The following is a 22,882-nucleotide window of genomic DNA, read 5'->3' as shown; positions in this document are numbered from 1 at the left end:
GCTTTCCTTATCGATGACGTCCAGGCCCCAGCATAGCGCGTGAAGGCCGCATTCACAGCGGCGCTACCAGGGCACGCGCCCGCGCAGGATGTCGGCGAACATCACCCAGTCGCCCATGAACGAGTACAGCGGGTGCTGGAAGGTGGCCGGGCGGTTCTTCTCGAAAAAGAAATGGCCGACCCAGGCGCAGCTGTAACCGCAGAACAGGGCGGCCAGCAGCAGCATCGGTTGCCCACGCAGGATCGCTGCCGCGACCAGCAGCAGTACGCCGCAGCTGCCGATGAAGTGCAGCCGGCGCGATACCGGGTGGCGGTGCTCGCTGAGATAGAACGGATAGAACTCGCGGAAGCTGGCGAAGCGGGACATGCGCATGCTCCGGGGGCCGTGGTCAGGCCCATCATGCGCCTTTCGGGGGGCGCTGCGCTGCCTTGCAGCACCGAACCATGCTCGGCTTGCGCGTGCCAGCGCGGTCGGAAAGAAGAGCAGCCGAGCGTGGGCTCGGCTCTACAGAACCGCCTTGCCCGGACCTACACCGATGAGGTGCGCGGCCCGAACATGATCACCGCCATGCCGGCCAGGCACAGCGCGGCGCCGAACAGGTCCCAGCGGCTGGGACGGATGCCATCGACCAGCCACAGCCAGAACAGCGCGGTGCCGATGTAGACGCCACCGTAGGCGGCATAGACCCGACCACTGGCGGTCGGATGCAGGGTCAACAGCCAGGCGAACAGGGCCAGGCTGGCGGCCGCCGGCAGCAGCAGCCAGATGCTGCCGCCCTTGCGCAGCCACAACCACGGCAGGTAGCAGCCGACGATCTCGGCAAGCGCCGTCAGCAGGAACAGGCCGAGTGTCTTCACGCCTTCTCCGCCGCCTTGGCGTGCTGCCAGAGCGCTTCCTGCGCCTCCAGGTCCATCGCAGCCAGCGCCCCACCCTGCGCATCGGCCTGCGCTTCCATCGCACGGAAGCGACGTTCGAACTTGTGGTTGGCCCCGCGCAGCGCCGCACCCAGATCGATATCGGCGTGGCGCGCCAGGTTGGCGCAGACGAACAGCAGGTCGCCCAGTTCTTCCTGCAGCCGCGCCTTGTTGCCGGCGATATCGCCGCGCTCGAACTCCTCGCGCAGCTCCTGCAGTTCCTCGGCCGCCTTGTCCAGCACCGGCAACGGGCCCGGCCAGTCGAAGCCGACCTTGGCCGCGCGCGACTGCAGCTTCACTGCCCGCTGCCATTCCGGCAGGCCGCGCGAGATGCCAGCCAGCGCGGAGGTGTCCTGCTCGCCCTTGGCGGCGCGCTCGGCGCGCTTGATCGCCTCCCAGTTGCGCATCACCCCGTCGGCATCATCGACGCTGACCTCGGCGAACACGTGCGGGTGGCGGCGCTGCATCTTGTCGCTGATCGCGCGGGCCACGTCTGCGAAGGCGAAGCTGCCCTGCTCTTCGGCCATGCGCGCATGGAACACCACCTGCAGCAACAGGTCGCCCAGCTCGTCGCACAGGTCGTCGAGGTCGCCGCGGTCGATCGCATCGGCCACCTCGTAGGCTTCCTCGATGGTGTACGGCGCGATGGTCGCGAAGTTCTGTTCCAGGTCCCACGGGCAGCCGCCCTGCGGGTCGCGCAGGCGCGCCATGATCGCCAGCAGGCGCTCCAGTTCGTTGCTGGCTGCACTACCGGCGGTGGGGGTGTCATGCGCGCTCATGCGGCCTCCAGGGTCAATCGGACAACCAGTCGCGCCACGGCAGGCTGGTATCACCAAGGGCAATGAAATCGCCGTTCAACAGGGTTTCGCGGCGGTTGTAACGGAACGGCTTGCCGGTCGCGGCCGACAGTACCGCACCACCGGCGGCGTGCAGAACGCACTGGCCGGCGGCGGTATCCCATTCGGAGGTCGGACCCAGCCGCGGATAGACATCCAGGCCACCTTCGGCGATCCGGCAGAATTTCAGCGACGAGCCCTGCGCGATGGTCTCGATGCGGCCCATCCTCGCCAGCAGCGCCTCGGTCTCCGCTGAGCGGTGCGAACGGCTGGCGGCAACGCGCAACGGTGCGATGGCCGGTGTACGGGTGCGCAGCACGGTATCGTGCAGGCCCTGCCGGCGATAGGCCAACTCGCCGCGCATGGCATGCCAGACGATGCCGGTGACCGGGGCCAGCACCACGCCGAAAGCCGGTGCGCCCTGGTAGATCAACGCGATGTTGACGCTGAACTCGCCGTTGCGCTTGACGAACTCGCGGGTGCCGTCGAGCGGGTCGACCAGCCAGTAGGCCCCCCAGTGGCGGCGCTGCTCCCAGCCCACCTGCGCCGATTCCTCGGACAGGATCGGCAGGTCCGGGGTCAGCTGCTGCAGGCCCTGTTCAATGACCTGGTTGGCCGCCAGGTCGGCACCGGTGACCGGGCTGTTGTCGTCCTTGATCTGCACGTCGAAGCCATCGGCATAGACCTGCATGATGGCCTGTCCGGCTTCCTGGGCGATGGCGATGGCGGTCTCGCGCAGGTCCGTGGTCAGTTTGATCATCGCAATCCCTGCAGCCACTGGCGGGCGATGAACAGCGCCGCCAGCGAGCGTCCCTCGGAGAAGTCCTCACGCAGCATCAGCTGGTCCAGCTCGGCCAGCTTCCACGGGACAACTTCCAGTTCTTCCGGCTCGTCGCCGGCCAGCTTTTCCGGGTACAGGTCGCGCGCCACCACCAGCCACGACTGGTGGCTCATATAGGTCGGGGCAAGGGTCATTGCGCGCAGCACGTCGACCCGGCGCGCACCGTAACCGGCCTCTTCCTTCAGTTCGCGGTCCGCAGCCTGCTCGGGAGTCTCGCCGGCATCGATCCGGCCCTTGACCAGGCCCAGTTCGTAGCGGTGCATGCCTGCGGCGTATTCACGTACCAGCAGCACGGTCTCGTCGTCGAGCATCGGCACCACCACCACCGCACCATGGCCACGGCTGACCAGGCGCTCGAAGCGGCGGCGTTCGCCGTTGGAGAACTCCAGGTCCAGGTGCTGGCGCTGGAAGGGACCGTTCTCCTCATCGGTGATCCGATGGATGATCGGCAAGCGACGGCCAGCACGGTCATCGTTCATGCGGAATCTCCGCGGCGGCCGGCGCCTGCGCCGGGGCCGATAGAATGTGCAGGCAGCAACATGTTCATGAGCCCGAAATGCTAGCAGACCCAACCCCCTCCCCGCTGGCCCACCATTGGCGGCAGCGCGACCTGCAGGTGCTGTGGCACCCCTGCACGCAGATGCGCGAGCATCCGCACACCCTGCCGCTGGTGCCGATCGCCCGTGGCGAAGGTGCCTGGCTGATCGACCACGATGGCAACCGCTATCTGGATGCGGTCAGCAGCTGGTGGACCAACCTGTTCGGCCATGCCGAGCCGCGCATCGGCGGCGCCATCGCGGCGCAGGCCACGCAGCTGGAACAGGTGATGCTGGCCGGCTTCGGCCATGAACCGGCGATCACCCTGGCTGAACGCCTGCTGGCCCTGGCCCCGCACCAGCCTGGCCGCGAACCGCTGGCCAAGGTGTTCTACGCCGACAACGGTTCGGCCGGCGTGGAAGTGGCCCTGAAGATGGCCTTCCAGTATTTCCAGAACCGTGGGGAATCGCGGCGCACGCGTTTCATCGCACTGGAGAACGGCTACCACGGCGAAACCCTGGGCGCGCTGGCGCTGGGTGACATCCCGCTGTATCGCCGTGTCTACGCGCCGCTGCTGGCCGAGGGGCTGTTCGCGCCCTCGCCCGACGCTTACCTGGCCGAGCCCGGCCAGAGTGCAGCAGATCGCGCACGCCAGGCCGCCGATGGCCTGGCCACCCTGTTCGACCAGCATCCGGGCGAGATCTGCGCGATGATCCTGGAACCGCGCCTGCAGTGTGCCGGCGGCATGCGCATGCACGATCCGGTGTACCTGCAGCGCGTGCGCGAACTGTGTGATGCGCATGGCGCGTTCATGATCGCCGACGAGATCGCCACCGGCTTCGGCCGCACCGGCACCCTGTTCGCCTGCGAACAGGCCGGGGTGATGCCGGACCTGATGTGCCTGTCCAAGGGCCTGACCGGCGGCTTCCTGCCGCTGGCCGCGGTGCTGGCCACGCAGGCGCTGTACGACGCCTTCCTTGACGACTCGCGCGAGCGCGCGTTCCTGCACTCGCACAGCTACACCGGCAACCCGCTGGCCTGCGCGGCCGCGCTGGCGACGCTGGACATCTTCCGCGACGACGATGTGATCGCCCGCAACCGCAGCATCGCTTCCGTGATGGGTACGCTGGCGGCACCGTTCAACGACCATCCGCACGTGGCCGACGTGCGCCAGGCCGGCATGGTGGTGGCCTTCGAGCTGTCGCGCGACGGTAACAAGCGCACGCCGTTCGACCCGGCCATGCGGCTGGGCCTGCACGCCTACAAGGCCGCCTTGAAGCGCGGCGTGGTGCTGCGCCCGCTGGGCGACGTGCTGTACTGGATGCCACCCTACTGCGTGGACGACGAACAACTGGAGCTGCTGGCACATACCACGCTGGCGGCGATTGACGAGGCGATTGCATGCGCGTGACCCGCTGCCCCATCGACCTGGCGCTGCACAGCGGCCAGACCGTGACCCTGCCGGAAGAGGCCGCCAACCACCTGGTGCGGGTGATGCGCCTGCGCGAAGGCGATACCTGCGTGCTGTTCAACGGCGATGGCAACGACTACAGCGCGACGCTGACCGTGGCCGGCAAACGCGAGGTGCAGGTACGCATCGACGCCGTGCAGGCCATCAACAATGAATCGCCGCTGGCAATCACCCTGTTGCAGGGCATCGCGCGCGGCGAGAAGATGGACCTGATCCTGCAGAAGGCCACCGAACTGGGCGTGGCGGCGATCATTCCGGTCAACGCCGAGCGCACTGAGGTGAAGCTTGATGCAGCTCGGGCGGAGAAGCGCGTGGCGCACTGGAACAACGTGGTGACCTCGGCCTGCGGCCAGTCCGGGCGCGCGCGCATTCCGCAGGTGGGCTCGCCGTTGTCCCTGGCGCAGGCCGCGGCGGTACTGCCGGCCGATACGCTGCGGCTGACGCTGGACCCGCTCGGTGCCCATCGCCTGTCGACGCTGGACGCTGCACCTGCAGCGGGAATCGTGATTGCAATCGGTCCGGAAGGGGGGTGGTCGCCGCGTGACCGGGATCAGCTGACGGCTGCAGGCTTCCAGGGCCTGCAGCTGGGCCCGCGCATCCTGCGTACCGAGACCGCCGGGCTGGCCGCGATCGCGGCACTGCAGGCGCGGTTGGGCGATCTGGGATAAGGCTGATTCGTTGTAGTGCCGGCCGCTGGCCGGCATCCACGGGATCATGAGGTTGCCGGCCAGCGGCCGGCACTACCGCGACGAGCGCGTCCAGGGCAGCAGCCGAGCGTAGGCTCGGCTCTACAGGGCCCGCGCCAGATTGCAGTTTCCTTGTAGAGCCGAGCCATGCTCGGCTCGGTGCCGGTCGGCAGCCGGCACTACCGTTTGGTGGATCAGGCCGCCAGTGAATCCAGGGCGGCTTCCAGTGCGTCCAGGTTCGGCAACAGCGCGCTCTGCTCACCCAGCAGCACGCGCATGTGCACGATCTGCGGCAGGGTTTCTTCTGAGGCGTCGGCCAGCAGGCCGTCGCGCGGCACCGAGATCAGCTGCGGGAAATTCTGCGTCAGCAGCGCATAGTAGGGGCGCTGTGCGTTGCCGCTCAGGGCCTTCAGCACCACCACTTTGTTGTGGTCGGCCACCGCCTCTTCGCCCAGCCCCGAAAGGCGTGCGAACGACACCAGCGGCACCTGCCAGCCGTGCCAGCCGATTTCGCCAACCAGCCAGCGTGGCGCATCGGAGACCGGCTGCACCGGCACGCGCGACATCATTTCGGCCACGGTGGCATTGGGCAGCAGCACGCGCTCGTTGCCGGCCTGGATCAGGACGCCGCGGATTTCGTCATTGCTGGCATAGCTCATGGTGCCTCTCCGTTATCGTCTTCCGAGCCCCAGCGCGAGGCGATGGCCTGCGCCAGTTCCTGTGGCTCACCCGCCACCATGCCAGCGGCGACCACCGCCGTGGCTGCGGCAGGGTCATAGCAGCCCTCGCCGACCTGCCCGGCCACCCAGGCGCCGGCGGCGGCCAGATCCAACGCCGGACCAACATGCGCAAGATCGGCACCGCTGAGCAGGACCAGCGCAGTGTGGTCAGCAGGCAGCGCGGCAATCGAAATACCCTGCGCGTCGCTGACGAAATGCAGACCGTCACTGGCTGCCTGCACGCCAATGTCATCGGCCAGCACGTGCACTTCACCGGGTGTTGCACGCTGGCCGGCTTCGGCCAGCTGCACCGGCAACGGCGACACGCGTGCCATCTGCTTGACCAGGTTGCCGTAGCGCCCGCCATCCAGGCGCATGTGCACCAGGACCGGCACGCTCAGCGAAGACGGCAGCGCGCCGAGCAGGCGACGCAACGCGTCCGGGCCACCGATGCCGGCCAGCACCAGCAGCGATCCGGCGCGTGCGCCCACGGGCGCTGCGGCATCCAGATCGACCAGGCTCAGATGACCGGTATCGAAGGAAGGCAGCGGTGCCTCCACTGCAGCGTGGTGCGGAGCGGCGGCCGGGGCATCGGCCCCATCCTCGACCAGCGACCAGGCGGTGTGGTCGAAGGAGACCGGCGGCAGGGGCGGTGCTGCGTGTGCGGTCTCTGCCAGCGACGGCAGTGCGGAGGTCTCCAGCGGCTCAGGCACGACCGGCTGCAACGCCGCCAGTGCCTGTTCCAGCGCGATCGGTTCGTGCAGCTGCGCGGGCGGAGAGTACAGGCTGTCAGCGGGGACCTCGTCGGCCCAGCTCAATGCCTGGTCCAGGTGCGGCTGCAGCGCTTCTTCCTGTGGCGCCGGCGGCGGTGCCGGGTGGCCCGGCTCCAGCTGCAGGCCGGGTTCTTCTTCGGCCCCGGGCGGCAACACCTGCTGGTGGCCATGCAGCTTGGCGGCCAGATGACGGCCCCAGCGCTGAGCCTCCCAACCATCACGACGTGCGGCCAGCTCGGCCTCGTCGAAGACCAGGGTCAGGCCCGGTGCGGACAGCACCGCTTCCAGGCGCTCCAATGCATCTTCGATGGCGGCTTCCAGCGCGATCACCACGAACTGCGGGCGCGCCTCCTGCAGGATCCGCACGTCCAGCGTATTGGGATCATCTTCCAGCACCAGCTGCACATCGGCGTGCGACAACGCCTCGCGCAGGCGCTCACGCGCCGCGCCGGGACGGGCCAGCAGGGCAACGGCCGGAGCCGTTTGGGTTTCACTCACGGACACGGGCGATCCCCAGCAGGTCGTACACGTTACGCATCAGGTCCAGTTCCTGGTACGGCTTGCCCAGGTAGCGCTGGACACCGATCTCGAAGGCGCGCTGGCGGTGCTTGTCACCACTGCGCGAAGTGATCATCACGATCGGCACGTCCCTGTAGCGCGGGTCGGCACGCATCGCGGTGGCGAGCTCGTAACCATCCATGCGCGGCATCTCGATATCCAGCAGCATCAGGTCGGGCACGCGCTCTTCCAGGCGCTCCAGCGCCTCCACGCCGTCGCGGGCAACGCTGACCTCGAAATTGTGGCGTTCGAGAATGCGGCCGGTGACCTTGCGCATGGTCAGCGAGTCGTCCACCACCATCACCAGCGGCACCTGGCGCTCCTGGCGCGGTGCGTTGGCCAGCACCGGCAGCGTCGGGTTGGCGAGGAAGCGGCGCACCAGCGGCGCCACGTCCAGGATCACCACCACGCGGCCATCGCCGGTGATGGTCGCGCCGTAGATGCCCGGCACCGATGCGATCTGCAGGCCGACCGGCTTGACCACGATTTCGCGGTTGCCCAGCACCTGGTCGATCGCCACGGCAGCACGCAGGTCGCCGGCGCGGACCAGCAGCAGCGGCACCTGGTCCTGGCCATCGGCACGCGCCGGGGCCTGCCCGACCAGGCTGCCAAGGTCGTACAGCGGATAGTCTTCGCCGCTGTAGCGGTAGCTGCTGTCGGCGGCTTCGAAGCGCTCGCGCGACAGGCGGCCGATACCACTGACCGAGGCCACCGGCACGGCGAAGGTGGTTTCGCCGATCTGCACGAACACCGCCTGGGTGACGGCCAGCGTCTGCGGCAGGCGCAAGGTGAAGCGCACGCCCTGGCCACGCACCGACTGGATGTCGACCGAGCCACCGAGCTGGCGCACTTCGTTGCGCACCACGTCCATGCCCACGCCGCGACCGGCCAGCTGGCTGACCCGGTCGGCGGTGGTGAAGCCGGAGGCGAAGATCAGGTTGTCCAGCTCCTGCTCGTTCGGCTGCGCATCGGCGGCCAGCAGGCCGCGGTCGATGGCGCGGCGGCGGATCGCTTCGCGGTCCAGGCCAGCGCCGTCGTCGGCCACTTCCAGCACGATTTCCGAGCCTTCGCGGTGCAGGCGGATGGCGATCTCGCCCTCCTCCGGTTTGCCGGCGGCGCGGCGCTGTTCCGGCGCTTCCAGGCCATGGGCCACGGAGTTGCGCAGCATGTGTTCCAGCGGCGCGACCATGCGGTCGAGGACGTTGCGGTCCAGTTCGCCGTGGGTACCTTCCAGGGTCAGGTGGACCTGCTTGCCGGTATCCATGCCGGACTGGCGGACCACGCGGCGCAGGCGCGGCACCAGGCCGTCGAACGGCACCATGCGCGCGCGCATCAGGCCATCCTGCAGTTCGGAGCTGACGCGCGACTGCTGCTGCAGCAGCGAATCGTACTGGCGCGACAGGTCGTCAAGCACGCCCTGCAGGCCACCCAGGTCGGCCGCGGACTCGTTCAGCGCACGACTGAGCTGCTGCAGGGTGGAGAAGCGGTCCAGTTCCAGCGGATCGAATTTCTGGTCGGCCTGGTCCTGTTCGCGCTGGTAGCGGGCGACGATCTGCGCCTCGGTTTCCAGGTCGAGTCGGCGCAGCTGGTCGCGCAGTCGCGCATTGGTGCGCTCCAGTTCGCCCATGGCACCACGGAAGGCACCCAGCTGCTGTTCAAGCCGCGAGCGGTAGATCGCCACTTCACCGGCATGGTTGACCAGGCGGTCGAGCAGGTCGGCGCGCACGCGCACCTGCTCCTGCTGCGGACGCGCCAGCGGATCTTCATCGACCACGCCTTCTGCCGGCAGCGGTGCCGACAACGGCGCATCGAGCAGCGCCGGAGCCGGGCTGGCGACCGGTGCCGAGGCGGTTTCTGCGACGCTCGCCACGTTGGCCGCTGCTGTCGCCGCGATATCGGTGGTGGTACGCACTTCGAACGCATCGACCAGGTCCCGCGCCGGTTCTACCGCGCGATGATCACCGGTGCGGGTCAGCAGCTGGTGCAGGCGATCGAAGCCACGCTCCAGCAGCTGCACATCGCGGCGCTCGATCTCGGTGCGGCCGGCGGCGACGGCTTCCAGCAGCGATTCGATGCTGTGGCCGAGATCGCCGATGGCGTTGATGCCGGCCATGCGCGCGCCACCCTTGAGGGTGTGCAGGTCACGCTGCAGGCCGGCCAGCACCTCGCGATCCTGCGGTGCATCGCGCAGTTCGCTGATCAGGCCATCACAGTGGTCGAGCAGGTCCTTGCCTTCATCGACAAAGATATCGACCAGCTCGCGGTCGTACACGCTGAAGTCAAGTGCGTCGGCGCCGTCTTCGGCATCGGCCGCATCAGGCGCCTGCTCGAGGTGCGGCGCACGGGGCGTGACGTCGGCCTCTGCAATCTCAGCATCGGCATCGGCATCGACCATGCCCTGGCCCGGCGCCTCTTCCATCTCGAAGAAGCGCACCGCAGCAGCGCTGCCCTGCGGGGCCTCCGCGGTGATCTCCTCAATCACCGTCGCCGGGGACGGCTGATCGGCGCTCTCTCCTTCACCGACCGCCGCCTCCCCGCCGACGTCCGCATCCTCGGCAAAGGCATCTGCCTCGCCCGGCGCGAGTTCGCTGGCCTGGAGGCCGATCACGGGCCATTGCCCGTCGTCGTCCAGGGTCTGCTCTTCCTCGATCACGTGCAGGCCGGCCTCGAGCGCGGCTGCCAGCGTGACCGGTTCTGCAAAACCCGGCACAGCCATTTCATCCTGCAGGCTCGACAGCTCGCTGTCGAGTGGCAGTGCAGCAGCGTCGTCAATGACGCGGTCATCGCCACGGCCCGAATCAAAGGACAGCGACGTATTCAGGTCGATCGCGTCAACTTCCGCAGACACCGGCAGCTCTTCCGCGTCACGGTCATCCACCGGCAGCGCACTGGCGTCGAGGTACGGCGACAGATCGTCGGCCATGGTCAGATCAGCGTCGTCGACCGTCACGATCATGGGCACGGCATCTGCTTCGGCCACTTCGACAGCAGGCGCACTCTCGACCGGCTGGATCGATTCAATCGCGCCGGTGTCCGCCACGGCAGGTTCAGCTTCGCCTGGCACCGACGGCCAGCCGGCGTCGAAGTAACGCGAAAGATCATCGCTGGCGGTCAGCTCGCCCACGTCCAGGCCGCTGTCGGCCGCGACATCCAGCGGCTGCGGCTCGGCTGCAGCTGGAACCGGTTCCAGCGCATCTTCGGCAAGCAGCTGCGGCTCGGCAATGAGATCGGGCGCCGCATCGAAAGCGGACGGCATGCCGGTTTCGTCCAGCGCGTCCAGCCCAGACAGCGGCGCTTCGGCTTCGGATGCCTGCTCGACATCAGCCGCCAGCTCGACGCCCTCCTCATCCTCGTCTTCCAGCGCGAACAGCGGCCAGCGTGCTTCCGGCAGCTCGCCGGCCAATGCCTGCAGCCGCTGCACCAACGCGCCCTGCGGAACAATGCGCGGCTGTTCGGCCTGCAGCGCCTCCATGGTCGCGGTGATCGCCTGCGCAGTCGCATCCAGTGCGGCAACGCCTTCGTCGCCAGGCACCACGTCGGCGGCCAGCGCGCGCTTGATGTAGGACTCGGCACCGCCGGTGACCGCCGTGATTTCCGGTACTTCGGTCATCGCGAAGGCGCCGTTCATGGTGTGCACTGCGCGCAGCAGCGCGTCGCTGACCGGCTGCGGTGCCTGCTGCGCCGAGCGCAGCCAGTCCTGCAGGGTGGCCTGGTGGACTTCCACTTCGGCTTCGAGGATCTCGCGCAGCACGCTGTCGATGTTGGCTGGCGTGCCCACGGCCTCGGGCACCGGCTCGGCTTCGTCCTGCACCGACGCGATGGCTTCGGCCGCCAGGATGCGGCTGATCTCGTCCTCGCCTTCGGCCACCGGTGCCACAGGCGCGGCCGCTACCGGCAGCGGCACGTAATAGGTTTCCTCACCGGCGCCGACACGATCGGCGATGGCCTGCATCGCCTGCAGGTCCACGCTGATGCGCTGGCCATGGCGCAGCGCGGCGTTCAGCTGCGGCAGCGCGGCATGTGCGCTATCGACCATCGCCAGCACGGCCGGAGTGGCCGGGCGGCTGCCATCAAGCACGCGGTTGAGCATGCCTTCGATCTTCCAGGCGAACTCACCCAGGGTGCGTGCACCGACCAGTCGGCCACTGCCCTTGAGGGTGTGGAAGATGCGCCGGATCGGCCGCAGCCGGTCCATGTTGTCCAGCTGCACACGCCATGCCGGCAGCAGCGTGCCAAGGTTGGCCAGCTCGTCGTCGAACTCTTCCAGGAACACCTCGCGGATGTCCTCGTCGATGTTCTCGGCATCGTCGTCGAAGCCCGCCTCGGTCCCAGCCACGACCGGGATGTCCGCAGCGGGCGGAGTCGCCATGGCCTGCGGATTGAAGTCGGCCGCCGCGGCGCTCAGCTCGGCAAAGAACTGCGCGTCGGCTTCGCTGAAATCGATGGGCGCGATGGTGTCGATATCAATCACCGACACCGCCGGTGCCGGTGCATCGGAGGCCGGCGCCAGCATCTCGGCCATCGGCGCGGGCACGTCCTCCGGCACACCCGCCGGAACGGCGTCCACTCCGGCAACCACAGGGCTTTCGTCTACCCGCAGGGGCGTGGCGGCATCGACGATCTCCAGCGACGGATGCAATCCGGCGTCGTCGTCCAGCGACAGCGTCTCCATCGCGTGCAGCGACAGCACGTCGTCGGCATTGTCCAGCGCATCGGCGTCGAAGCGGAATACCACGTCCTCGCCGGCGGCAACCGCATCGTGCTCTGCAGCGACCGGGTCGAACACCGGCGCGGCAAAGTCAGCGGTGTCGAAGGGCACCGACGCGTCGACGTCGCCCTCGACGGCCATCACGGCCGCATCGGCCACTGCCGGCGGCGTTGCCTCCGACAGTGTCCACTGCGGCGCCGATCCCACTCCGGTTTCGACCCGTTCGAAACTGACCGGCTCGAAGCTGGCGAAGGTCGGACTGCGCTCATCTTCGGCACTCGCGGCCGGATCGGAGTCGGAATGGAACGGTGCGAGATCCCATTGCGGCACGTCGGGTGCAGGCGCGCTGGAGGCGGCGAAGACCAAGGGCGCATCTGCGTCGTCCTGCAGCGACAGCGGTGCAGATGCAACGGCCCCCAGCGCACCGAACATCAGGCTGTTGTCCACCACCTCCGGTGCAGGCGTGGCCGGTGGCGGATCAAAGGTAAAGTCCGGCAGCGGCACCGGCACAGTGCCGGCGGCGGGCGCGGCCGGCTGCACCGGAATCTCGATGCGCTCCGGCTGCAACGGCTCGGCCTGCAGCGCGACCGGCTCGCGTTCGATCAGCAGCGATGCGAACGGAATCGGCGCGGCGGCAACAGGTTCCACCGCGTTGCGGTCCGGCAATGGCCAGTAGCGCAGCGCTTCAAGGCTGCTGCGGGTGATGTCGAGAATGTCCTCGCGGCCCGGGCGGCGGTCGCGCAGTGCTTCGAGGTAGTACTCCAGGCTGGCCATGGCATCGGCCAGGGTGTCCAGCTGACGACCACTGGGCACGCGCTGGCGACCGATCAGCTCCGCTTCGATGTACTGCTGCACACCGCGCAGGTAATCGGCAGCCGTGCCCAGATCCAGCATGCGCAGCGCGCCGGAGACATCGCCCAGCAGGCGCGGCACGTCCTGCAGCTCGGCATGGTTCCAGCTGGTTTCAATGAACGCGACGAAGTGCTCGCGGGCGGCGGCGAAGTTGGCGATGGCCTCATGCGCCAGCACCTCAACCGTGCGCCGGTTCTCCACCGCGCTCGGATCGTCCTCGCCACTGCCGCCGGCGCCCAGATGAGCAACCTGGTCATCCAGCGAGGCATCCACGTACAGCAGTGCCCCGGCGATATCCAGCAACAGGTTCTCGTCGATCTGCTGGCGCCCTTCGACCACGCCACGCAGTGCATCACGCTGCTGCACGACCACGCCGCGGGCAACGCCCAGGCCCATCATGCCCAGCGTATCGGCCACCGCACCGAGCTCGTTGGCCTGGGTCTGCAGCTGCTCCGGCGCACCGCCGGTACGCAGGTGCAGGTCCAGTGCATCCTTGATGCGCAGCAGTTCTTCCTTCACTGCACTGCCCACGGTATCGAGCAGCTCGCGGTTGCGCCCGCTCAGACTGCCGCGGGCATGGTCCAGCTCGGCCTCGGTGGCGGTGACGCTGTCCGGTGCGAATGCCAGCAGTACGCTGTCATGCACGCCTTCTTCGCCACGTGCGGCACGGATCTCGTTGAGCAGCGGCATCAGCACGATCGGGATGTCGCGATGCCCGTTCTGCAGGCGCTCCAGGTAGTCGGGCAGCAGCACGCTGCCACGCATCAGGGTCGCGCAGGCTTCATCCCGATCGGCCACACCCCCAGCGCCGATGGCATTGGCCAGCTGTTCAAGCTCCTCGGCCACCATCGCCGGGGCATACAGTTCGACCATGCGCAGGGTGCCCTGCACCTGGTGCAGGTAGCCGGCGCAGATGCGCATGCGGCTGGCATCGGCCGGGTCTTCCGCGTAGTACTCGACCTCGTTGCGCACCTGGCGCAGGGTCTCGTCCAGCTCAGGCTTGACCCAACCCAGCGCTGCGTGGCTCATCGCATCGCGCAGACTGCTCATGGACGCGCTCCGTTCGCCGCCGCGCGGAAGCCGCGCGAGTTCTGGCGTGGGGAATGGAAATGCTTCATCGACTGGTTCCTTGCTCGCCGCCCTGCCCGCGTCACGCCGGCAGCTTGAAGTCGGCGACCGAACGACGCAGGTCGGCCGCCAGCTGCGCGAGGTGGCCGATCGATTCGGCGGTCTGCCCGGCACCCTGCGAGGTCTGGCCGGTGATCTGCCGGATCACGCCCATGGTGCGGGTGATGTCCGAGGCCGCGGCGGACTGCTGCTGGGCGGCGATGGAGATGTTCTTGATGAGGGTGTTCAGTGCATTGGACACGCGCTCGATTTCGGTCAGCGCGGTGCCGGCGTCCTCGGCCAGGCGTGCACCGGACACCACCTCGGCGGTGGTCTGTTCCATCGACGTGACCGCTTCATTGGTGTCGGCCTGGATGGCCTGCACCAGGTTCTCGATGCGTCGGGTCGCGCCGGAGGTACGTTCTGCCAAGCGCTGCACTTCGTCGGCCACGACCGCGAAACCACGGCCCGCTTCACCGGCCGAGGCCGCCTGCACCGCCGCGTTCAACGCCAGGATATTGGTCTGCTCGGAAATGTCGTTGATCAGTTCCACGATCGAGCCGATTTCCTGCGACGACTCGCCCAGGCGCTTGATACGCTTGGAGGTTTCCTGGATCTGGTCGCGGATCTGGTCCATGCCCTGGATGGTCTCGCGCACCACGCCGGCACCCTCGGCGGCGATCACCACCGAGCGCTGTGCCACGTCGGCCGACTCGGCCGAGTTGCGCGACACCTGTTCGATGCTCGCCGCGATTTCGCCGATGCGGTCCGAAGCCGAGGTGATCTGGTTGGCCTGGTGGCCCGCCGCCTCTGCCAGCTGCATGGCGGTGGCCTGGGTTTCCTGGGTGGACAGCGCGACCTTGGCCGAGGTGTCGTTGATGGTGGTCACCAGGTGGCGCAGCTCGTCCACCGCGTAATTGATTGCGTCGGCGATCGCGCCGGTCATGTCCTCGGTCACCGAGGCCTTCACCGTCAGGTCACCCTCACCGAGCGAGGAAATTTCGTCCAGCAGCCGCATGATCGCCTGCTGGTTGCGGCTGTTGAACTCCACCTGGGTCTGGTAGCGCAGTTCCTGCTCGCGCGAGCGGCTGCGCACGTTGGTGGAGACGAAACCGATGATCGCGATCAGCGACAGCGCACCGGAGACCACGCCGATCCAGAAATTCGGGAACAGGCGGGTATCGGACACCGAGCCGAACGAGGAGAACGCCTCGAACAGCTTGCGGCTGTCGTCCAGCATGTGCGCCGAACCCTGGCCCAGTGCGGTGGCCGCCGACTGCGCCGCGAACAGCTGGCGCGAGCTGGCCAGGATCGCGTCGGCGTCCTGCTTCATCGCTTCCCACTTCTGCTGCGACTGCTCCAGCGCGGCCACGGCGGCGGCACCGCGCACGGCGGTGATGCCCAGTTCCTCGTTGCCGTTGCGCAGGCCGTCGAGCACCTGAGAGAACACGGTGATGTCACGGGCCAGTGCATCGCCCGAGGTGGCAGCGGCGCTGCCACCGGCACGCATTTCCGTCACGCGGCGGGCCATGGAGCCGGCCACCACCACCTGCTGCAGGGCGCTGTACACCTGCGACGACGGCGCGCCGGAAGCGGACATCGCACGCACCAGCTCGTTCAGCTGGGCCTGTAGCCCCGGCACGGCGCCGGTGAAGTTGTTGGCGTTGCCGGCCAGGGCCAGCACCGCCGGTTCACTGGCGACCAGCTGCCCGGCCTGCTTGCCCAGCGGCGCCCAGGTTTCGCCCAGGGTGGCGATCGCATCGGACACGCCCGGTTCCTTGCCGTAGCGCCCCTGCAGGGTCGACACGTTCTGTTCGATCGCGTTGCGGGTGGCCTTGAAGGCGGTGAACGCCTGCGCGTTGCCGCCCACCGCGTCGCGGCCCTGGTTGGCCAGCTGCTGTGACAGCACCTGCAGGTCGGCCGCCTTGGAACCGGCATCGGCCAGGCGACTGCCCTGCCAGGTGGCGACGCCGGTGTTGACGCCGAACAGGATCATCGATGCCAGCAGCAGGAACAGCCAGAGGTTGCTGCCGCCCAGCCGCAGCTTGCCGGTCTTGGTGGCGTCCGAAGCAGTACTCATCGTTCAACCTCGATCTTCAATGCAGGGGGCGTTGCCCGGCCTCAGGCCGCGGCTTGCCGGAATTCAGGGGTACGCGACAGCAGCGAGAGCGAGAACACGCCCCAGTCGTGGCCGTCGGCGTGGAAGGCGCGATCGACGAAGTGGCCGTAACGCCCTTCGGCCAGCGTGCCGGCCGCGATCTGCTGGTCCAGTTCGAAGCTGCGCTGGCCGAACAGTTCATCGATGGTCAGCGCGACGTCGCCGCCGGCCTGGCGCATGATCAGCACGCGCTGGCCTTCCTGCTGCACGGTACGCGTGCCTTCCAGGAAGTACTTCAGGTCGACCACCGGGAACAGGTTGCCGCGCAGGTTGCCCACGCCCAGCAGCCACGGCTGTGCGCACGGCACCGGGGTGACCGGCGGCATCGGCACGATTTCCACCACTTCGCGGAAATCGGACACCAGCCGACGCTGGCCGACGCGGTAACCCACGCCACGCCAGAGGTCCTGCGCGAACTGGCGCTCGGGCAGCTGCACCGCGTGGGCCAGGCTTCGCCGTTCGTAGGCTTCGAGGATGTCGAAGGGCGAGCGCATCAGGCCACCAGCTCGTTGATCCGCGCGATCAGTTCATCCTCGCGCGGCGGCTTGACGATGTAGTCGGCCGCGCCCTGGCGCAGGCCCCAGGCCTTGTCGGTTTCCATCGCCTTGGTGCTGACGATGATCACCGGGATGTGCTTGATCGCCGCATCACGGGCCATCGCACGGGTGGCCTGGAAGCCGCTCATGCCGGGCAGGACCACGTCCATCAGCACCAGCTGCGGCACCTGGTCGCGTACCAGTTGCAGTCCATCCTCGGCGTTGTCCGCTTCCAGCACCTCATGGCCGGCACGGCGCAGCCACTGGGTGAACACCGCGCGGTCGGTCGGTGAATCCTCGATCAGAACGATACGAGCCATTGTGCCTTTCCCCCCTGGTCAGGCGTTGACGTATGTGCGGATGGCACCCAGCAGTTCTTCACGCGTGAAAGGCTTCGTCAGGTACTGCTCCGAGCCGACGATGCGTCCCCGCGCCTTGTCGAACAGGCCATCCTTGGACGAGAGCATGATGACCGGGGTCGCCTTGAACAGCTGGTTGCCCTTGATCAGCGCACAGGTCTGGTACCCGTCCAGGCGCGGCATCATGATGTCGACGAAGATGATCTGCGGTTGCTGGTCTGCGATCTTGGCAAGCGCTTCGAAGCCGTCGGTGGCGGTGACCACCTCGCAGCCTTCGCGCTTGAGCAGCGTTTCCGCAGTCCTGCGGATGGTCTTCGAATCATCGATGACCATCACCCGGAGTCCTGCGAGTTCCCCGCCCGCAGTCGTGTTTTCAGTCATTGCCTATCCCCAAGCGCACGGCCCGATCTCTGGCGGGGGCCGCTACGAAAGCGTATCTATATCGCACTTTCCGCGCCCGCTTCAAGGCCGCCCCATGGCGCGGGGCATGGCACCCTCCTGAACGTGACGGGTTTCGCAATGCGTGCGCGAGCCCCGGGCGGACGCTGCGTTGCAGTACGGCGGGGAGGCGCGCGGGCGGCGTTGCCGCTACCATCAACGCCTTGCCTGACAGGTGCGCCCATGCCGTTGAACGTCATCGTGGTGATGGATCCCATCGCCCACATCAAGATCGCCAAGGACACCACCTTCGCCATGCTGCTGGAAGCCCAGCGCCGCGGCCATGCCCTGCACTACGTGCGTCCGGGTGGCCTGGCCCTGGAGGGCGGCGTGGCGGTGGCCCAGACCGCGCCATTGCAGGTGCGCGACGACCCGGCCGGCTGGTATGAGCTGGGCGCATTCAGCCGCACCGAATTCGGCCCCGGCCAGATCGTGCTGATGCGCAAGGACCCGCCGGTCGACGCCGAATACATCTACGACACCCAGGTGCTGGACGTGGCCGCGGCGGCCGGCGCCTGCGTGGTCAACAATCCGCAGGGCCTGCGCGACTACAACGAGAAGCTGGCCGCCCTGCTGTTCCCGCAATGCTGCCCGCCGACCCTGGTCAGCCGCGACGCCAAGGCGCTGAAGGCCTTTGCCCTGGAACACGGCCAAGCCGTCCTGAAGCCGCTGGATGGCATGGGAGGACGCTCGATCTTTCGCAGCGGCCAGGGCGACCCGAACCTGAACGTGATTCTGGAAACGCTGACCGACGGCGGCCACAGGATGGCACTGGCGCAGAAGTTCATTCCCGACATCACCGCCGGCGACAAGCGCATCCTGCTGGTCGATGGCGAACCGGTCGACTACTGCCTGGCACGCATCCCGCAGGGCGATGAGTTCCGCGGCAACCTCGCCGCCGGCGGCCGCGGCGAAGGCCGCCCGCTGAGCGAGCGCGACCGCTGGATCGCCGCCCAGGTGGGCCCGGAGATGAAGCGTCGTGGCATGCGCTTCGTCGGCTTGGACGTGATCGGGGATTATCTGACCGAGGTCAACGTGACCAGCCCGACCTGCGTGCGCGAACTGGACGCACAGTACGGACTGAACATTGCCGGCACGCTGTTCGACGCGCTCGAGGCCGGCCTGCGCTGATGCCGTCCGCACCTGCCGTCCTGCCCCCGCCACCGCGCGAAGCGCAACGGCTGGGGGCGACCATCGCGCTGTCTGTGCTGGTCCACGCCCTGCTGATCCTGGGCGTGGGCTTCGCCGTGAAGGGCGATGCCCCGCTGGTGCCGACGCTGGAAGTGATCTTCAGCCAGACCCGCACCGCATTGACGCCGAAGCAGGCCGATTTCCTGGCCGCGGCCAACCAGGAAGGCGGCGGCGAGCACGACCGCGCACAGCGTCCGCGCGACAACCAGGCCGGCATCGTCCCACAGGCCCAGTCCGGGCTGAGCCCGGTGCCGCAGCAGCAGCAATCGGCCGCGCCGGTTCCGCCGCCGCAGGCACGGGTGGTCAGCAGCCGCAATGGCGAAGAGGTGGTGGCGCAGGCACAGTCCCGCCCCACGCCGGATCAGCCCGAACCGGACGCACCGCTGAGCGCGCGCGAGCAGCGCGATGTGGAGATGGCGCGGTTGGCTGCCGAAGTGCATCTGCGCTCGGCGCAGTACGCCAAGCGCCCGAACCGCAAGTTCGTATCGGCCAGCACGCGCGAATATGCCTATGCCAATTACCTGCGCGCGTGGGTCGATCGCGCCGAGCGCGTAGGCAACCTGAATTACCCGGATGAGGCGCGGCAGCGCCGTCTCGGTGGCCAGGTGGTGATCAGCGTGGGCGTGCGCCGCGATGGCAGCGTGGAGAGCAGCCGGATCCTGCGTTCGAGCGGGACGCCGCTGCTGGATGAGGCAGCACTGCGGGTGGTGAAGCTGGCCCAGCCGTTCCCTCCGTTGCCGAAGACCGAAGACGAGATCGACATTCTGCAGGTCACCCGTACCTGGGTGTTCCTGCCGGGCGGCACCCTGCACGACGACCGGTAGGGTTCTGGTGCCCGGGCCTGCGGCCCGGGACCCGCTGAAAGGCTAGAGCAACGGCAACAGCGGCGGTTGGTGTACTGAAGCGTGGCGAGGCGGTGTCGGGCGGCGGGGACGCCGCAAGTACGTCCGTGTAGGCTTAGCCGCGGCATCCATGCCGCGGATACCCCGCCGCCCGACACCGCCCCGCCTCTGACAGATCGCGGCGCACCATTGCTTTGGTAGGTGTCGAACTTGGTCGACACACATCCACGCCATGCGTGGATGCGAGCGAAGCGATCGGCTTTTGATTTTGATTTTCTTTTTTGATTTTCCGTGGCGGACGCGCACGGAAACTGTCAGAGGCCGGGCGGGTGGGCTGCGCAGGGGCGTGAGCCGCATGGATGCGGCGACCGAGCTTACATGGACGTACTTGCAGCGCCCCCTGCGCAGCCCACCCGCCCGGCCAACCCCACGAATCCGCGATCAGCGAGCCGCCACGAGGGGCTCAGCCGTTGGCCTTCGCCTTCGCCTCGCGCGCGGCCTGCTGCTCGACCAGGGTCAGTGCCACGTTGTCGCGCAGGTAGGCCGGCTCAACCTTCTCCGGTGCGATCGCCTCGCCACGCGCGAACGCCGGCACCGCCAGTGCCAATACGTCCGACGCCCGCGGCAGCGCCGTGGCATCAAAGCCGCGTAGGCCGGTGCCCAGTTGGGTCACCAGTGCCCCTTCAGCTGCACCGAAACCGGTGCCGACACCGTAGGCCGACATCCCTTCCGGCAGCGCCACCGCAGCAGGTGCGCACACGCGTTCGGCATCACGCGCCACCGGCAGGCCGTCCACACGCTCGAAGCGGGCGACATACAGTTCGCCCATCCGTGCATCGATCGCCGACAGGATCTGCGTTTCTTCTGCCGGCGCCCGCAGCGCCAGCACCTGCAGCGTCGAGACCGGCAACAACGGCCGGTCCAGCGCCAGTGCGATGCCCTGGGCAATCGCGATCGCCAGGCGCACGCCGGTGAACGCCCCGGGGCCGCGGCTGAGCGCGATGCCGTCCAGCTGGCGACGGCTGATGCCGGCCTCGGCCAGCAGCGCCTCGGCCCACGGCAGGCTCAGTTCGGCATGCCGGCGCGGGGCGATCTCGAAGCGTTCCAGTACCTGCCCATCGACATGCAGGGCAACGGAACAGGCTTCGGTGGCGGTTTCAAAGGCGAGCAGTTTCATCGGATCGGGTCAGAACAGGGGGAACGTGGCACCGGGCGCCGGCTCGGGGTCGGTCACAACAGCGGTCGGGGCAGCCGCATCATCGGCCACGGGCGCCCATTGTGGCGTAAAGAAGGCCTGCACATCGGTCAGGTTGCGGGTACGGCGGAACGGCGGCAGCGAATCGAGGAAGACCCGGCCGTAGCCGCGGTTGAGCAGGCGCGGGTCGCACAACACCAGCACGCCACGGTCGCTCTCGCTGCGGATCAGGCGGCCGACGCCCTGTTTCAGCGCAATCACCGCCTGTGGCAGCTGCTCATCGCGGAACGGATTGCCGCCCTGGCTGCGGATCGCCTCCAGCCGCGCCTCGTACACCGGATCGTCCGGTGCCGCGAACGGCAGCTTGTCGATCATCACCACGCTCAGCGCCTCACCCACCACGTCCACGCCCTCGCGGAAACTGGCCGAGCCCAGCAGCACGCCATTGCCCGATTCGCGGAAGCGTTGCAGCAGCGTCGCGCGCGGTGCCTCGCCCTGCACGAACAACGGCCAAGGCCCATCACGCAGTGCCTCGGCGGCCTCGCGCAATGCACGGTGCGAGGCGAACAACAGGAACGCCCTGCCCTGCGACGCCTGCAGCACCGGCCGCAAGGTCTGGATCAGCGCGGTTCCGAAACCACGCGCGGCCGGATCAGGCAGGCCCTCGGGCAGATAGCACAACGCCTGCTCCGGCCAGTTGAACGGGCTGGGCTGGACCAGCGTATGCGGATCGTCCAGGCCCAGGCGGGTGGCAATGTGATCGAAACCACCGCCCACGGTCAGTGTCGCCGAGGTAAAGATCCATGCGGCTCGGCTGCGTTCGCGATGCTCGCGCAATGGACCGGACACATCCATTGGCGTGCGCTGGCAGCGGAAACCACGCGGCGTGAGCTCGTACCAGAGCACATCGGCGGCGCTGGCGGTCTCCGCCGGATCGGTATCGAAATCGAGGGTGGGTTCGTCATCGCCCAGCCAGCGACTGAGCCGCGAGACCGCCTCGCGCGCCCGCGCATGGCAGGCATCCAGGCCCGCCGCGGCTTCGCGCAGCGGCTGCAGCGCCTGCTCCAGGGTCACCAGCCCCGCCATCACCGTATCGAACCCGTCGCGCACCTGTGGCATCGCCAGCGCGCGCCATTGCGTGCCACGCGGCGGCAGTCCCTCCATCGCCGAACGCAGCGCCAGCAGCGCCTGCTGCAACTGGTCGACCGGTTCCTGCAGCGCCGACTGCGCGCCCCCGACTCCGCGCGCCTCGGCCAGGCAGTCGCGGCCCAGTTCCTGCCACGGACGCATGCCAAAACCTTCGCCGAAGAACTGCGCGGCCAACTCGGGCAGCTGGTGTGCCTCGTCGATGACAAAGGCCTGCGCCCCCGGCAGCAGCTCGCCGAAGCCGTCCTGCTTCAGTGCCAAGTCGGCCAACAGCAGGTGGTGGTTGACCACCACCACATCGGCGGCCTGCGCACGTTGCCGCGCGCGCACCACGAAGCAGTCATCCCAGAACGGGCAGTCGGTACCCAGGCAGTTGTCGACAGTGGACGTGACCATCGGCAGCAGCGGCGAATCATCGGCCAGGCCTTCCAGTTCGGCGATGTCACCGAACTCCGAACGACCGGACCAGGCCAGGATCCGCTGGAACTGCGCGGCCTGTTCGGGGCTGGAAAAACGCGGCTCGCCCCGCGCCTGCTGCAGGCGATAGCGGCACAGGTAGTTCGCACGTCCCTTCAGCAGCGCACTGCGCAGGCCGACACCGAGTGCCTGGCGCACCCGTGGCAGATCGCGGTGGTAGAGCTGGTCCTGCAGTGCGCGGGTACCGGTGGAGATGATGGTGCGCAACCCGGACAGCAGCACCGGCACCAGGTAGGCGAACGTCTTGCCGGTGCCGGTACCGGCCTCGGCCAGCAGCAGATCACGCTGCTGCATCGCATCGGCGATGGCTTCGGTCAGGTGCAGCTGTGCCGGACGCGGGACGAATGCATCCAGGTGCGAGGCGAGCGCGCCGCCGTCGCTGAGGGCTTCGCGGCTGGCATGGACAAGGTCGGACATCAGAGGGAAAGGATACCCGGCCGGGCGCTGCCCGGCACCCGTTTCAAGCCAGGGCACCAGCAAAAGCAACGGCAACAGCTTGGTTCATGGCTCTGGGTTTCTACATGCTGGGCGGGTCGGG

Annotated in this window: 18 protein-coding genes; 4 read left to right on the top strand and 14 right to left on the bottom strand. The window is 68.2% G+C overall.

What is annotated here, in order from left to right; all coding sequences use genetic code 11:
• Positions 1 to 63: 63 nt before the first annotated feature.
• The 5 genes from AC13FN_RS13750 to nudE all read right to left on the bottom strand — a co-directional run bounded on the left by AC13FN_RS13750 (position 64) and on the right by nudE (position 3,070).
• A complete protein-coding gene (locus AC13FN_RS13750; protein WP_029550878.1) occupies positions 64 to 366 on the bottom strand; it encodes an Mpo1-like protein in 303 nt (100 codons plus the stop codon).
• 161 nt (positions 367 to 527) lie between these two features.
• The gene (locus tag AC13FN_RS13745; protein ID WP_010482716.1) at positions 528 to 857 is read right to left on the bottom strand and encodes a YnfA family protein; all 330 of its coding nucleotides are present in this window, start codon (positions 855 to 857) and stop codon (positions 528 to 530) included.
• Positions 854 to 1,693 carry a nucleoside triphosphate pyrophosphohydrolase gene (gene mazG / locus AC13FN_RS13740; RefSeq protein ID WP_049436819.1) on the bottom strand — a complete coding sequence of 280 codons (840 nt, stop codon included), beginning with the start codon at positions 1,691 to 1,693 and terminating at the stop codon, positions 854 to 856. Before mazG ends, AC13FN_RS13745 begins: the two co-directional genes overlap by 4 nt.
• A gap of 13 nt (positions 1,694 to 1,706) precedes the next feature.
• Positions 1,707 to 2,510 carry a 3'(2'),5'-bisphosphate nucleotidase CysQ gene (gene cysQ, locus AC13FN_RS13735; RefSeq protein ID WP_054172341.1) on the bottom strand — a complete coding sequence of 268 codons (804 nt, stop codon included), beginning with the start codon at positions 2,508 to 2,510 and terminating at the stop codon, positions 1,707 to 1,709.
• Positions 2,507 to 3,070 (bottom strand): ADP compounds hydrolase NudE, encoded by a 564-nt coding sequence (gene nudE / locus AC13FN_RS13730; protein WP_010482713.1) that lies wholly within the window; start codon positions 3,068 to 3,070, stop codon positions 2,507 to 2,509. The genes cysQ and nudE overlap by 4 nt, the downstream gene beginning before the upstream one ends.
• 77 nt (positions 3,071 to 3,147) lie before the next feature.
• Between nudE and bioA the strand changes: the two genes are divergently transcribed.
• Complete coding sequence (bioA, locus tag AC13FN_RS13725) at positions 3,148 to 4,539, top strand: adenosylmethionine--8-amino-7-oxononanoate transaminase (RefSeq protein ID WP_482984958.1); 1,392 nt, start codon at positions 3,148 to 3,150, stop codon at positions 4,537 to 4,539.
• Entirely contained in the window at positions 4,530 to 5,267 is a 738-nt protein-coding gene (locus AC13FN_RS13720; RefSeq protein WP_054172343.1) for a 16S rRNA (uracil(1498)-N(3))-methyltransferase, read from the top strand. The genes bioA and AC13FN_RS13720 overlap by 10 nt, the downstream gene beginning before the upstream one ends.
• Before the next feature lie 212 nt (positions 5,268 to 5,479).
• Here AC13FN_RS13720 and AC13FN_RS13715 read toward each other — a convergent pair whose 3' ends face one another.
• From AC13FN_RS13715 to pilG, 7 genes are all read right to left on the bottom strand, one after another.
• Positions 5,480 to 5,944, bottom strand: a complete 465-nt coding sequence (locus AC13FN_RS13715; protein WP_482984959.1) for a chemotaxis protein CheW — start codon at positions 5,942 to 5,944, stop codon at positions 5,480 to 5,482.
• Positions 5,941 to 7,281, bottom strand: a complete 1,341-nt coding sequence (locus AC13FN_RS13710) for a chemotaxis protein CheB (protein WP_049436815.1) — start codon at positions 7,279 to 7,281, stop codon at positions 5,941 to 5,943. The genes AC13FN_RS13715 and AC13FN_RS13710 overlap by 4 nt, the downstream gene beginning before the upstream one ends.
• Positions 7,268 to 13,945: an Hpt domain-containing protein gene (locus AC13FN_RS13705; RefSeq protein ID WP_482984960.1), complete on the bottom strand. Its 6,678-nt coding sequence runs from the start codon at positions 13,943 to 13,945 to the stop codon at positions 7,268 to 7,270. The genes AC13FN_RS13710 and AC13FN_RS13705 overlap by 14 nt, the downstream gene beginning before the upstream one ends.
• A 100-nt stretch (positions 13,946 to 14,045) precedes the next feature.
• On the bottom strand, positions 14,046 to 16,082 hold the full coding sequence (locus AC13FN_RS13700) for a methyl-accepting chemotaxis protein (RefSeq protein ID WP_482984961.1): 2,037 nt from the start codon (positions 16,080 to 16,082) through the stop codon (positions 14,046 to 14,048).
• A 41-nt stretch (positions 16,083 to 16,123) separates the two neighbouring features.
• Positions 16,124 to 16,654, bottom strand: a complete 531-nt coding sequence (locus tag AC13FN_RS13695) for a chemotaxis protein CheW (protein WP_005410716.1) — start codon at positions 16,652 to 16,654, stop codon at positions 16,124 to 16,126.
• Positions 16,654 to 17,016: a response regulator gene (locus AC13FN_RS13690; RefSeq protein WP_005410717.1), complete on the bottom strand. Its 363-nt coding sequence runs from the start codon at positions 17,014 to 17,016 to the stop codon at positions 16,654 to 16,656. Before AC13FN_RS13690 ends, AC13FN_RS13695 begins: the two co-directional genes overlap by 1 nt.
• A gap of 18 nt (positions 17,017 to 17,034) precedes the next feature.
• A complete protein-coding gene (gene pilG / locus AC13FN_RS13685) occupies positions 17,035 to 17,436 on the bottom strand; it encodes a twitching motility response regulator PilG (RefSeq protein WP_005418455.1) in 402 nt (133 codons plus the stop codon).
• A 240-nt stretch (positions 17,437 to 17,676) separates the two neighbouring features.
• Here pilG and gshB point away from each other — a divergent pair, with 240 nt between their 5' ends.
• Together gshB and AC13FN_RS13675 are read left to right on the top strand one after the other, a co-directional pair.
• A complete protein-coding gene (gshB, locus tag AC13FN_RS13680; protein WP_012511876.1) occupies positions 17,677 to 18,624 on the top strand; it encodes a glutathione synthase in 948 nt (315 codons plus the stop codon).
• On the top strand, positions 18,624 to 19,508 hold the full coding sequence (locus AC13FN_RS13675) for an energy transducer TonB family protein (RefSeq protein ID WP_010482701.1): 885 nt from the start codon (positions 18,624 to 18,626) through the stop codon (positions 19,506 to 19,508). The genes gshB and AC13FN_RS13675 overlap by 1 nt, the downstream gene beginning before the upstream one ends.
• A gap of 481 nt (positions 19,509 to 19,989) precedes the next feature.
• Here AC13FN_RS13675 and tsaB read toward each other — a convergent pair whose 3' ends face one another.
• On the bottom strand, positions 19,990 to 20,703 hold the full coding sequence (gene tsaB / locus AC13FN_RS13670) for a tRNA (adenosine(37)-N6)-threonylcarbamoyltransferase complex dimerization subunit type 1 TsaB (RefSeq protein ID WP_049433679.1): 714 nt from the start codon (positions 20,701 to 20,703) through the stop codon (positions 19,990 to 19,992).
• A gap of 9 nt (positions 20,704 to 20,712) precedes the next feature.
• Entirely contained in the window at positions 20,713 to 22,761 is a 2,049-nt protein-coding gene (gene yoaA / locus AC13FN_RS13665) for a DNA repair helicase YoaA (protein ID WP_482984962.1), read from the bottom strand.
• Positions 22,762 to 22,882 lie beyond the last annotated feature (121 nt).

This window comes from Stenotrophomonas sp. 115C5, from assembly GCF_056861055.1.
Note: the sequence above shows the minus strand (reverse complement) of the source record. Positions and strands in the feature narration are given on the sequence as shown.